The organism is Granulicatella sp. 572.rep1_STHE (assembly GCF_001073445.1).
Classification (GTDB): Bacteria; Bacillota; Bacilli; order Lactobacillales; family Aerococcaceae; genus Granulicatella; species Granulicatella adiacens.
Genome location: NZ_JVBO01000014.1, coordinates 1 through 12,474 on the forward strand (window position 1 = coordinate 1; position 12,474 = coordinate 12,474).

16 protein-coding genes are annotated in these 12,474 nt (G+C 37.6%); 11 read left to right on the forward strand and 5 right to left on the reverse strand.

The window, feature by feature from the left end:
- Positions 1–375: 375 nt before the first annotated feature.
- The 7 genes from tmk (at position 376) to ADH99_RS02790 (ending at position 5,914) form a co-directional block, all read left to right on the forward strand.
- Positions 376–1,023 carry a dTMP kinase gene (tmk, locus tag ADH99_RS02760; protein ID WP_049554508.1) on the forward strand — a complete coding sequence of 216 codons (648 nt, stop codon included), beginning with the start codon at positions 376–378 and terminating at the stop codon, positions 1,021–1,023.
- Between the two features lie 11 nt (positions 1,024–1,034).
- On the forward strand, positions 1,035–1,364 hold the full coding sequence (locus tag ADH99_RS02765) for a cyclic-di-AMP receptor (protein WP_005607194.1): 330 nt from the start codon (positions 1,035–1,037) through the stop codon (positions 1,362–1,364).
- A gap of 1 nt (position 1,365) precedes the next feature.
- Positions 1,366–2,322, forward strand: coding sequence for a DNA polymerase III subunit delta' (gene holB / locus ADH99_RS02770; protein WP_049554509.1), 957 nt, complete (start codon positions 1,366–1,368; stop codon positions 2,320–2,322).
- Positions 2,323–2,344: 22 nt separating this feature from the next.
- On the forward strand, positions 2,345–2,689 hold the full coding sequence (locus ADH99_RS02775; RefSeq protein WP_005607192.1) for a DNA replication initiation control protein YabA: 345 nt from the start codon (positions 2,345–2,347) through the stop codon (positions 2,687–2,689).
- Positions 2,690–2,811: 122 nt separating this feature from the next.
- Positions 2,812–4,275: an arylsulfatase gene (locus tag ADH99_RS02780; protein WP_039849197.1), complete on the forward strand. Its 1,464-nt coding sequence runs from the start codon at positions 2,812–2,814 to the stop codon at positions 4,273–4,275.
- 1 nt (position 4,276) lies between these two features.
- Positions 4,277–5,128: a formylglycine-generating enzyme family protein gene (locus ADH99_RS02785; RefSeq protein ID WP_049554510.1), complete on the forward strand. Its 852-nt coding sequence runs from the start codon at positions 4,277–4,279 to the stop codon at positions 5,126–5,128.
- Positions 5,129–5,914 (forward strand): sulfite exporter TauE/SafE family protein, encoded by a 786-nt coding sequence (locus tag ADH99_RS02790; RefSeq protein ID WP_005607189.1) that lies wholly within the window; start codon positions 5,129–5,131, stop codon positions 5,912–5,914.
- A gap of 53 nt (positions 5,915–5,967) precedes the next feature.
- Here the strand turns inward: ADH99_RS02790 and rsmI are convergent, their stop codons facing one another.
- Genes rsmI through ADH99_RS02805 form a run of 3 tightly spaced genes read right to left on the reverse strand, consistent with a single transcriptional unit; the run spans position 5,968 to position 7,920 of the window.
- Positions 5,968–6,861 carry a 16S rRNA (cytidine(1402)-2'-O)-methyltransferase gene (gene rsmI / locus ADH99_RS02795; protein ID WP_049554511.1) on the reverse strand — a complete coding sequence of 298 codons (894 nt, stop codon included), beginning with the start codon at positions 6,859–6,861 and terminating at the stop codon, positions 5,968–5,970.
- Positions 6,836–7,159, reverse strand: coding sequence for a GIY-YIG nuclease family protein (locus ADH99_RS02800; RefSeq protein ID WP_049554512.1), 324 nt, complete (start codon positions 7,157–7,159; stop codon positions 6,836–6,838). The genes rsmI and ADH99_RS02800 overlap by 26 nt, the downstream gene beginning before the upstream one ends.
- Positions 7,156–7,920: a tRNA1(Val) (adenine(37)-N6)-methyltransferase gene (locus tag ADH99_RS02805; protein WP_049554513.1), complete on the reverse strand. Its 765-nt coding sequence runs from the start codon at positions 7,918–7,920 to the stop codon at positions 7,156–7,158. The genes ADH99_RS02800 and ADH99_RS02805 overlap by 4 nt, the downstream gene beginning before the upstream one ends.
- A gap of 218 nt (positions 7,921–8,138) precedes the next feature.
- On the opposite strand from ADH99_RS02805, the gene ADH99_RS02810 reads away from it, so the two are divergent.
- The 3 genes from ADH99_RS02810 to ADH99_RS02820 are packed head-to-tail and all read left to right on the forward strand — an operon-like array spanning position 8,139 to position 10,218.
- A complete protein-coding gene (locus ADH99_RS02810; RefSeq protein ID WP_049554514.1) occupies positions 8,139–9,578 on the forward strand; it encodes a DUF4097 family beta strand repeat-containing protein in 1,440 nt (479 codons plus the stop codon).
- Positions 9,579–9,583: 5 nt separating this feature from the next.
- Entirely contained in the window at positions 9,584–9,880 is a 297-nt protein-coding gene (locus tag ADH99_RS02815; protein WP_065427282.1) for a PspC domain-containing protein, read from the forward strand.
- A complete protein-coding gene (locus ADH99_RS02820) occupies positions 9,880–10,218 on the forward strand; it encodes a phage holin family protein (protein WP_049554515.1) in 339 nt (112 codons plus the stop codon). Before ADH99_RS02815 ends, ADH99_RS02820 begins: the two co-directional genes overlap by 1 nt.
- A gap of 46 nt (positions 10,219–10,264) precedes the next feature.
- Here the strand turns inward: ADH99_RS02820 and ADH99_RS02825 are convergent, their stop codons facing one another.
- Together ADH99_RS02825 and ADH99_RS02830 are read right to left on the reverse strand one after the other, a co-directional pair.
- Positions 10,265–10,897, reverse strand: a complete 633-nt coding sequence (locus ADH99_RS02825) for a DUF421 domain-containing protein (protein ID WP_049554516.1) — start codon at positions 10,895–10,897, stop codon at positions 10,265–10,267.
- A 1-nt stretch (position 10,898) separates the two neighbouring features.
- The gene (locus ADH99_RS02830) at positions 10,899–11,348 is read right to left on the reverse strand and encodes a DUF3290 domain-containing protein (RefSeq protein ID WP_049554517.1); all 450 of its coding nucleotides are present in this window, start codon (positions 11,346–11,348) and stop codon (positions 10,899–10,901) included.
- A 196-nt stretch (positions 11,349–11,544) separates the two neighbouring features.
- Here ADH99_RS02830 and hprK point away from each other — a divergent pair, with 196 nt between their 5' ends.
- On the forward strand, positions 11,545–12,474 hold the full coding sequence (hprK, locus tag ADH99_RS02835) for an HPr(Ser) kinase/phosphatase (protein ID WP_049554518.1): 930 nt from the start codon (positions 11,545–11,547) through the stop codon (positions 12,472–12,474).

The window sequence follows — 12,474 nt, forward strand, 5'->3', positions numbered from 1 at the left end:
TTTACTGCTACTATATGAATCTAGCAAGGATTCTCCGTAATCACAGTGCTTTTAAATATTGTGCCCTGCCAAGAAAAGGAGATGGTGGAGGAGGATAAAAGGGACCGGTTCGAGCCTGTAGTCTCTCACCTTTAAAGTTCAAAATGGGAGTAAGGGATAAATCCCCAACTCCCATTTATTCACCTTTAATCCTTCTTCCTTTTACTGCTACTATATGAATCTAGCAAGGATTTTCCGTAATCACAGTGCTTTTAAATATTGTGTCTTGTGAAAAAGTGGGATGGAAATCTGGTAAATCTGATGGGAATTTGGTTTATTATAAGAGGAAAATAGCGTATAATAAAAAGAAGATATTGAAAGGGATGGAGGATAACTATGGAAGGATTGTTTATTACAATGGAAGGGCCGGATGGTGCTGGGAAAACAACAGTCATCAATCAACTGATTCCTTTGTTACAAAAACATGCCTTAGTGGATATCGTTTCAACAAGAGAGCCTGGTGGAAGTCGTATCGCGGAAGATATTCGGAAAGTGATTCTGGATGTGAATAATACCGAAATGGACGAAAGAACAGAAGCCATTTTATATGCAGCAGGACGCCGTCAGCACTTAAAAGATCGTATTTTACCGAATTTGGAAAAAGGGAACATTGTATTTTGTGACCGATTTGTAGATAGCTCATTAGTGTATCAAGGGGTTGCTCGTGGGATTGGAGTAGAGGAAGTAGCTGAACTGAATCGATTTGCCACAGATGGACTTTCGCCGAGTACGACACTGTATTTAGATGTGCCTGCCGAAGTTGGTTTAGAGCGAATTCATAAAGCAAGAGGCAATCGTCAGTTTGATCGACTAGATCAAGAAGGATTGAGTTTCCATACGATGGTTCGAGAAGGGTATTTAGCATTACTAGAGAAATATCCTGAAAGAATGGTTTCCATTGATGCGACTCAAACGATTGAAGAAGTGGTTAATGAGTGTTTCAAAGTGTTAGTAGAACGTTACCCAAATTATTTTACAAGATAGGAGAATGAAAAATGAAATTATTAATTGCTATTGTACAAGATAAAGATGCACACTTATTAGGAGATGAGTTCGCACAAGCTAATATTCGTGCCACTCGTCTATCAACAACTGGGGGATTCCTACGTGCAGGAAATACGACTTTCCTAATCGGTATCGAAGAAGAAAGAGTGGATGAAGCATTGGACATCATTAAAGAAAACTGCCAATCACGTGAACAAATGACAATTCCTCCTGTTCATATTGATAGCATGTTAGATAGCGCAATTGCTACACCTGTTTCTGTTCGAGTAGGTGGGGCTACGGTATTTGTTTTACCAGTAGACTCATTCTTACGTTTCTAAGATGAAAAAGAAGCAAGAAGCATTTATTCGTACAATTGATAATGGGCAACTTAGCCATGCCTATTTGTTCGAAGGAGCAAAAGGGATTGGAAAATCAGAAATGGCGAAAGAAATTGCTAAAATACTAAACTGTACGAATCGAAGCGTTGGAGAAGGTGCTTGTCAGGTTTGCGAACATTGTCTGCGAATTGAGCATGGTAACTTTCCTGATTATATCGTTGTGGAGCCAGAAGGAACGACGATCAAAGTAGATCAAATCCGTGCCTTAAAGTCACAATTAACCAAAACAGCAATGGAATCGAGTGCAATTATTTGTGTGATTCATGCGGTAGATACATTGACTCCAGGTGCTGCCAATAGCTTACTAAAATTTTTAGAAGAACCGACAGGAAACATTCACTTTATTTTATTGACGGAGCAATTAAGCAAAGTGCTTATTACTATTCAATCTCGTTGCCAAATTATTAGGTTTCAATCCAATCAAGCGGACACAGTGAATGGGCTTTTAAAGGAAAAAGGGGCCTCTAATGCGACGGCTCAATTAGTATCACAGTTAACTAATAGTGCCGATCAAGCCCTATTATTACTTGAAAGTGAAAGCTTTGGACAAATCCGTCAAGAAAGTTGGAATTGGTTTGTTCGTATCTTTACGAATCGAGCGATGGCTTTTATTACGATTCAATCGCAAGTTCTTCCGTTGTTAGTTTCTAAAGTAGAAAGTGAGCAATTTTTAACGTTATTGCAACTCTATATACGTGATGCACTTCTTTGTGCGCAAGGGTTAGAAGGGCAACTGATTCAAAGTGATAAGATAGCAACCGTAAAAACCATTGCTGGAAAACTGAGTGTGAAGCAATGGATTCAAGAACATGAAAAAATGACAAAGGCTCTCTCCAAAATACAATCCAATGTAGGAGTTCAGGCCGTATTAGAACAATGGGTTTTACAAATCCCATAATGAAGAAAGAGGAGGTGCGTGAATGCCAAATAGACAGTTATATGATCGAATTGAGAAATTAACGAAACAAACATTATTGCAACTGCATGAGTTAGAGCAGATTTCTTTAGAATTACAAAAGGTCATAGAAGAAAATCATAATTTGATTATGGAAAATCACCACTTGAAAGATCGCTTGGATGCGATGAATTCAAGCACGCACATCTCGAATCAAGTCGTTGAGAAAAAAGAACGTAGTCAATCTGTGATTAATTTAGAAAATATTTATAATCAAGGATTCCATATTTGTAATTTATATTATGGAAAACGTAGAGAAAATGACGAGAATTGCATGTTTTGCACCGAAATCTTATTTGGTGAACATTAAATCTTGGAAGAAAGCAAGATAGTCATAGAAAATACCAATAAAATCATCAAGAGAGCCTATCGAAGGATAGGCTCTTTTGTTATAATAAGAGTGACTTTGTTTTATAGATGGAGGATAAAAAGATGGTAAGACAAGATAAAAAACCAAATGTCATCTTAATTGTCGTGGACCAAATGCGTTCCGATGCATTGTCGATAAACCGCGAAGATGATTTAGTGGTTACACCAACATTAGATATGATGGCTAGTATGGGCTATAACTTTGAAAATGCGTATTCTCCCGTACCAAGTTGCGTACCGGCAAGAGCAGCCCTTTTAACAGGGATGGATCAAGCTTCGAATGGTCGTGTAGGCTATGAGGATGAAGTTCCTTGGAACTATACGAACACCCTTCCTCAAACCTTCAAAGATTTGGGGTATCAAACGGAATGTATCGGGAAAATGCATGTGTATCCAAGTCGTAAACGATTAGGATTTGATCATGTTCTCTTACATGATGGGTATTTACATGTCGACCGTAAGTACAATAAAGCGTATGGAGAAACATTTGAACATTCGAGTGATTATTTAGACTGGATTAAAAAAGAACTTGGAAGCGATGCGGATATCATTGATGATGGAGCAAACTGTAATTCTTGGGATGTTCGTCCATTTGATTGGCCAGAAAAATATCATCCAACGAATTGGATTGTTAGCGAGAGTATTCGCTTCTTGAAGAGACGTGACCCAAGCGTTCCGTTTTTCTTGAAGATGTCGTTTGAGAAACCTCATGCGCCGTTAAATCCTCCTCAATACTTCTTTGATTTATATATGCAAAAGCTAGATGAAAATCTAGATTTACATATCGGAAACTGGGAAAAATTGGAAGAAAAAATTCCAAGTCTCTATGCGAAACGTGGCAAAATTCCTAAAGATGCTCAAAAGCGAATGATTGCTGCGTATTATGCGTTAATCACCCATATCGATAATCAATTAAGTCGCTTCCTAACGGCAGTGGAAGAGTTTGATTTATTAGAAAATACGATTTTTTGGTTTGTGAGTGACCACGGGGATCAGTTAGGGGAACACTATTTATTTAGAAAAGGATATCCATACCAAGGAAGCATTAAAATTCCAGCATTCATTTTCGACCCAGGTAACTTAATCGCTGGGACTAAGAAGAGTGTTAAACAACTCATCAAGATTCAGGACGTATTCCCTTCACTTGTCGAGTTAGCAACAGGCAATACCGTACAAACGGACGGAAAGAGTGTACGTCAATTATTATTTGGTGAATTTGCAGGATGGCGAAACGAATTCCACGGTGAACATAGCCTAGGCGTTGATTCAAGCCAATATATTTTAACCGATGAATGGAAATTTATATGGTTCCCTGTGACAAACGAGTTCCAATTATTTCATATGACGGAAGATCCAAATGAAAAATGGAATCTGATTGCTGAAGAAAAATATACTTCATTGATTCACGAATTTAAAGTGAAACTCGCTCGTTATTTGGAAGGACGAGAAGAAGGATTTGTTCAAGAAGGCAAACTTTGCCCAGTTCCATTAGAAAAAATTGTGTCAACATTAAAAGGAGGAGAGTAGCATGAACTATATTCCTTTAAAAGCAGGCACTTTCCAAATGGGAGATACTGAAAATAGAGGATTTGTTGAAGATCACGAATCTCCTTGCGTGACAAAAGAAGTTCAAGCATTTGAAATGGCTGATACGACGGTAACGAATGAAGAGTTCAAACGATTTGTCGATGAGACAGGCTATCAAACAACAGCAGAACTCATCGGGGATTCCTACGTATTTCATTTGCTTGTCTCTCCAGAGAAAAGAGAAAACTATTCTCATGTATCGGGTTCTTCATGGTGGCTGTTGGTTCCTGGGGCTTGTTGGAAGCATCCTTTTGGACCAGAGTCATCGATTGAGGAAATATTAGATCATCCAGTTGTTCATGTATCTCTTAAAGATGCGTTGGCTTATTGTGAGTGGGCTGGAGCTGGGCTTCCAACCGAAACACAGTGGGAATATGCGGCGCGTGGTGGAACGTCCACTCAGTATCCATGGGGAGAAGAACTTGAACAAGATGGAAAATACCATGCGAATACTTGGCAAGGAGAGTTTCCAAATCAAAATAGTGAATTAGATGGCTTTTTAGGAACGGCTCCTGTAAAGAGTTTTGAACCTAATGGATACGGCTTATATCAAATGATTGGGAATGTATGGGAGTGGTGCATAAATCATCGCGGAATTCCTTTTGAAGATATTGAGGCAAATGCCGAAGCTCCTCTAAATCTTGAGGTAGAGTATGCCATTCGAGGTGGCTCGTTCTTATGTCATTGTTCTTATTGCAATCGATACCGTGTTGCAGCAAGAAATGGTTCTCCTTGGAATTCTACAGCGAGTCATTTAGGATTTAGATGTATTCGACCGCTCGGAGGGCAATAAATGCAACTCATTATTTATAGCATCATTGTTTTATGTGCCACAATGATTGGAGCCATTACCGGATTAGGTGGTGGAATTATCATCAAACCTGCCTTTGATGTTGTGGGAATGGACACGACGAGTATGATTAGCGTGTATTCTACGGTGGCAGTCTTTACAATGTGCTTAGTCTCTATTTACAAGAGAAGTAAATTAGGTTTTCAAGTGGATAAACACATTGTATTTGGACTGGCATTCGGCTCCATTATCGGTGGGAAAATAGGAGATATTGTCTTTCTCCAAGCTGTTGAAATGATGGGGAATCAATTTGTCAGCATCACTCAATCCATCATTTTGTTTGTGTTATTAGGAGGGATTATTTTATTCACTCTGAACAAAGAGAAGATTCAAACATTAACGGTTTCGAATCTAATAGCCATTATCACTATTGGTCTATGCGTTGGAATCATTTCTGTCTATTTAGGAATCGGAGGGGGACCACTCAATATTGCTTTAATGGTATACTTCTTCTCCATGAAAGCAAAAGAAGCTGCGGCCTATTCAATTGTGATGATTTTCTTTGCACAAATGATGAAGATGACAACAGTGATTTATGAATTCGAAAACTATCAGTCTGTCTCCTTCATCATTCTAGCAATTGCGATATTTGCTGTGCTAGGTGGTTGGATTGGAACGAAAATTCAAGCCAGATTAACCCATGAAACGGTTGAAAGACTTTATTTAGGACTAATGATGGTTCTTCTTATCATGACGGCTTTCAATGTATTTAAATTTATCGTAATATAAAATACCGCCCAAGCAGGATGTGTGTGCTTGGGCGGTATTTTTGTCGAAGCATTCTACTGAGAATGAACTTCCTTATACACGTCTTGTTTTTTGAGGCCAAGATGTTTTGCGACCGCTTTGATGGCTTCTTTTTGTGATAACTGTTGGTGCTCTATAAACCATTCCACTTGTTGAGTAATCGAAAGAGAAGTGTCTGGTGTGTTCTCTTCAGTACCTCCAGATAGTGCTGTTGTCACTTCTTGAGGATTTTTATGACCAATCAAAATACAACATTCGCCTTTCAGTTCTTCTTCCTGGAGTAAATGAACAAGTTCAGAAGCAGTACCTCTAATGAACTCTTCATAACTTTTGGTTAACTCTCGACAGAGAACCACGGATTGACTTTCCCCGTAAACGGTTTGAATGGCCAAAAACGTATCTTTTAGTCTAAACGGTGATTCGTATAAGATGACGGTCTCGCTATGAGTGCGTAACTGTTCTAATGCTTCGATTTTTTCTTTTTTCTTTCGAGGTAAGAATCCATAGAAGTAAAAAGGCTGTGGAACGAGTCCACTGGCAATCAAAGCCGTAATCCCAGCATTTGCTCCTGGAAGGGGAATGACAGGAATAGAGGCTTCGACACAGGCTTGAACCAGTTCAAATCCAGGGTCGCTGATTGAAGGGGTTCCTGCATCGCTCACTTGTGCAATCTTTTTTCCTTCTTGGAGCCACTCAATCACTTGAGGGATGCGTTCCTGCGTATTATGTTCATGAAAACTCTTTTGCGGAGTTTCAATTCCAAAGTGGTTGAGTAATTTTTGTGTATGACGTGTATCTTCGGCTAGAATTAAATCCACATCTCGTAGAGTATTCACAGCGCGGAATGTCATATCTTCTAAGTTTCCAATGGGAGTAGGGACAAGGAAAAGTTTGCCAATTCCTTCAGTCCGATAACTCTTTTGTCTCATCTTGCTTGTCTCCTTCTAAATAGATAATCACTGGACAAGTGACACTTGCGCCAATCGTTTGTAGAAACATTTCTTTTTTGGGGCGAGAGAACTTCTTGAACGCTGCTTCTGCCTTCATCGCTTCTTGTTTCGTGGCGAATTCTTTAGCATAGAGCAGTGTGACGGGGGTTCTCATCCTTGTATATTTGGCACCTTTACCAGCATTATGCGTTGCGATTCTTTTTTCTAAATCAACGGTATAACCGGTGTAAAAGGTTTGATCCTTGCAGAGTAGAACATACATATAGAATTGACTCATGCTTTGTCCCCCCAGAGGATACTTCTGATTTTTTCAGTATATTCTTGTTGCTCATTGAAAACAGTAATCGGTGGTAACACTTTGAGTCCACCAGGAAGGCCGTCCTTCATTAATTCAATAAGGACAATATTGCTGTCTTTTCCTTCTTTCGGATATACAAATTGGACACGTTTAGCTTCCAGTCTGTGCTGCCTTGCTTCTGTTAAGATATCGCTCAATCGGTCAGGTCTATGGACAAGATAGGCTTTTCCTTTCATCTTCAAGAGCCCAGAAATGGTTGAAAGTAAATCTTCTAGTGGCAGGTGCACTTCATGACGAGCAATCGTATAGGCCTCCTTGAGATTTGTCAGATTGGTTTCCTTTACCTTGAAATAAGGCGGATTACAGGTGATGAAATCGACTGAATCTTTGGGAATAATGCCTTTTAAATTTCGAATGTCCTGATGAATAAAAGTAATGCGGTCTTCTAAACCATTTAGTTGAGTGGTGCGCATTGCCATATCATAGAGTTGTTCTTGAATCTCAACAGCGGTAATAGGATTAGTGGTTTTATGACTAAGTAGAAATGCTACTGCTCCATTACCTGAGCAGAGGTCGACGATGGTTGCCTTTCTACGCTCTGCGATAGTTGCAAAATCGGCTAGAAGGACTGCATCCAAAGAAAAAGAGAACACTTCGCGACTTTGGATAATATCGATATTTTCTTTCTCGAGTCGATCAAGTCGTTCATGCGATTTTAATGTAATGGTTTTCTTTCTCAAATTCCTTCCAACTCCTACTATAAACTGTATTCAAAGTGTATCAACAAAACAGCAGTAGCGCAAGATAAAGAAAGAGTGAAGACTTAATTAGAATACAACTTTAGGTTTAGAGAAGTTTGGGATAAAAATCAACCTTAGGACCTATGTTTTTATTTTTAACTTCCTTTACACTAAGGATGTAATCAAGAAACGCCTAAATTTTAAGGGGGAAGAAAATAATGAACCAAAAAGATAGAATTTTAGAACTAGTAGATAAAGGTATTATTTCAGCAGAAGAAGCGGTAGTCCTTTTAGAAAAAATGGGAGACAAGGCAGTAGAAGAGAAAGAACAACCTACAACAAGTCAATTGGATTCTATTATGGAAGGTGTGGCGAGTGCTTTCACTAAGTTTTCAGCAGAAAGTGATCAAACAGACGAAGCCATTCAAACAATTTTAAAACGAACAAAAGAAATTGATCGTCGAATCGACGAAATCAGAACCGCTAGCCAATTAGAATCGTTAACGGTAGATGAAGAAATGGAACTCGTTCGATTAGAAGAAGAAGCGGAGCAATTAAGTAATCAATATAAGAGCTTACTTCAAGAAAAGAAAAAAGCTGATGAAAAAATGAAGGCAAAGAAAAAAGAAGAATGGGAAGAAACCATTCAAAAAGCGAAGAAGAAAGTACAAGAAACAGACTGGGAAGAAAAAACAAGAAGAACAGCAGGAAGCATTACTTCATGGGCTGCTAAATTTACAGATTCGATTGCAGCTACTGTTCAATCTGTTATAAACTCTGTAGAAGTCAACAAACCTTATACACAAGCGAAAAATGGTAAGAAAGTTCCTTATCATTTCCACCAAGTCATTGATGAAGCAAGTATCCTTGATTTTAAAGTCGCAAACGGAATTATCCGTGTGAAGTCAGTTCCAGGAAATGAAATGACAATTGAAGGGGAATGCCGAGTAGCTTCACAAGATGAAGAATATTTCGATGCGGAATCGTATATTAGAGACCGTGTAAAGGTTGAGGTAGATGAAGATACCATCTTTATTAAGAGCTTGAGTAAACAAGTTTACTGCGATTGGACCATCTCTTTACCAGAAAAAGAATATGATTATGTTTCGATGAAAGGCTTAAACACAACGCTTCATCTAAAAGAATTAAAAGGGAAAGATTATTACTTAGAAAGTAATAACGGAAATATTTTCCTAAAAGATGTCACAGGGGTTTTATTAGAGTCTGAAATTGTCAATGGGAACCTAAAATATGAACAATTAGATTTTAAAGATATCGTTTCTGAAACGGTGAACGGAAATATTAGCTTAGAAGGAGAATTCCGTGGAGCAAAATTTGAAACGGTAAATGGTAATATTAAAGTAGAAATTACTAGTCCACAAACGAAAAAAGTGGATGTTGAGACAGCAAATGGGAATGTAAAAATTAGTTTAGCCGAAGAATTAGGCTTAGAAGCGAATTTAGAAACATCTCTAGGAAGTCTCCACTTTGATGAAACGATCTTTGAAGTCATTAAACAAAGAAAAGATTTAACAGAAAGAACAGCAGTGATTTGTAAGCAAAAAGAATTTATGCCACAAGTAGTTGCAGAAACAACAACTGGTAATATTCATGTAAATCAGCTACAATCAAAGACAGATAGTAAGAAAGAGGGATAAATAAAATGAAAAAGTTGAGAAGATCCAGAAATAACCGAATTTTTTGTGGAGTAATGGGAGGAATTGCGGAATACTTTGAAGTAGATCCAACAATTGTTCGTGTTCTATTCTTGATTTTTTGTTGGACTGGTTTTCCAATCTTCCTCTATATATTACTTGCTATCATAATTCCAGAAGGGGGTTCTGAGTATCGTCGTCATAATCGACAAGATACTTACTACTATACTTCTAGAAATAATCGTCCTCGTAAAACTGCTCGAAAAGTAGAAGATGAGGATAATGATGATTGGAGTGATTTTTAGTGTCATTTACTAAAAAAATTGCCATTAATACATTAGGATTTTTGGTAATTGCATGGTTTGTTCCACAATTTATCGTTACAAACTGGGTAGCAGCGCTTATTGCAAGTATCGTTCTTGCGGTACTAAACTTATTTGTTAAACCGATTTTATTCCTTTTAACATTGCCAGTAACGATTGTAACGTTTGGATGCTTTAGCTTTGTGTTAAATGCGATGATGTTAAGTATTACATCATGGTTTGTCGGACCGGGATTCTCATTTTCAAGTCCGCTGATTACCTTAGTGGTGAGCATTCTATTAACGATTTTCCAACGCTTTGTTGAAAATCTAACAGATTAATGCAACAAAAAAGCGCCTTGTAAAGGCGCTTTTTTGTTGACTTCAATTAATATTTTACAACCGTCAATTGACCGTTATTGTATTCTGCAAGGAATACTTCAGAAGGATCTTGAATATCTTGGGCAGCAAGTTGTTCCATCACCCATTCTTCAGTTTTATCAATAACTTCTAAAATGTTATGTTGAATAACTCCATCTGTAATGAGAGGATATTTTGGATTTTCTTCTCCAGTTTTCGTAAGAATTAATTGTCCATTTTGCTCTAAAATGGCACTTTTTACATCACGAATGGAGTAGACGCCTTGTGCACGTAACTTAAAGGCTACTTCTTGTGCTGTTAGACCGGCTAGGCGGACATTTTCAACATCAATTTTCCCATGTTTAATTAATTGTAAAGGTTCACCGTCAAGCATCTTCTTCACTGTACGATTATTTGTTTTTACCCAGCGAAGGGTTAGTACTAACGCAAACCAAATTAATAAGATGATGCAGTATTGTAAGATGGTAATGGATGGATTATAAATCACACCCCCGAGAATTCCCCCGAGTACATAGTTTTGTATTTGGTCACTTGCAGATGTAGGGGCGAGGTTTCCTTTCCCAGTGTAGTTGATTACAACAATTAATGATAATAGTCCAAGTGCAAGTTTGATTGCGACATCGATATATGAAAGGTTCAACTTATTCAGCCTCCTTAATCGTAACTTTTGGATTTTGCAATTCCATTTTTTCGAGTAGGTAATGTTCCGGGCTATCTCCTGTTAATACTCGATAGAATTGATCGCCAACTTTGACGATGGCTCCATCCTTTGCGGCTTCAGTATTAATATAGACATCTTCTTTATTAACATGTAAATCTTGAGCGATCGTTTCAACGAAGCGAAGGGCTCCAGAATATTGATTTTCTGAATTTTTAGAAGACTGTAAGTCAGCAATCTTAGAACCAGCAAGAATTAAGACACCGATGACGGCGATTAATGCTAATTCGCGAAATTTTGTGTCTTGTTTATTTTTAAAATAACGATATAAGGCAATTGCTAAAATAACAATGACAAAAAGTGTCAGTCCTAATTGAATATAATCAATTTGTTGAACTTTACTTTTTAAAAATTCATATGAATAAAATACCATGTTTTTTCCTCCTATTCAGAAACTTAGACTATTATATAAAATCCTATAAAATATTCAAGTAGGTTGCTCAATTTTTTTAAAAAAATATTTTTTAGATTATTTGGCAGAATGAACAGAAGTTTAATAAATTCTAAAAGCATACAAGAAAGCGCTCAAATATGGTATAGTAGAAGGGTATAAAGAAATGAGGGATAATATGAAAAGTGTTACGGTTAGAGAATTAATCAAGAATATTCATTTAAAACCAATTTATGGAGAGGAGTATCTTGACCGTCCAATCGTTACAAGTGAAATTTCAAGACCGGGATTAGAATTAGCAGGATTTTTAAATTTCTATCCAGCAGAACGTATCCAGTTATTAGGTCGTACAGAAACTTCTTTTGTGGCATCCATGGATGAAGGGATTCGATTAGAAGTGATGGAACGTCTTTGTAAACCAGAGACACCATGTTTTATTATTTCAAGAAAACTAGAACCGCCAAAAGAGCTTGTTGAAGCAGCAGAAAAAGCACAGATTCCTATCTTACAAGCTTCTTCAAAAACGACTCAGGTTTCTAGTAGTGTGACAAATTTCTTAGAAGGTAGACTAGCTGAACGTTTCTCAATGCATGGGGTACTACTAGATGTATTTGGGATTGGATTACTTATCACTGGTGAAAGTGGAGTGGGTAAATCAGAAACGGCCTTAGAATTGGTTCAAAAAGGACACCGTCTTGTTGCGGATGACCGTGTAGAACTGTATCACTATGATGAACTAACCTTAATCGGGGAAGCGCCAGAGATTTTAAATAACTTGATTGAAATTCGTGGTGTTGGGATTGTTGATGTGATGACGCTATTTGGAGCAGGAGCTATTTTAGATTCTAAGCAAGTAGACTTAGTGGTTCATCTTGAAAATTGGACCCCTGATAAGAAATACGATCGATTAGGTGGAAATATGGAAAATGTCGAAATTTTAGGAGTTGAAATTCCTAAAATTCGTATTCCAGTGAAGACAGGTCGAAATGTATCAATTATTCTTGAAGTAGCCTGTATGAACTTCCGCGCTAAAAAAATGGGCTTTGATGCTACAGAAAACTTTACGAATCGATTATCTAAATTGATTGAAGAAAATAAAGAAGTTTAG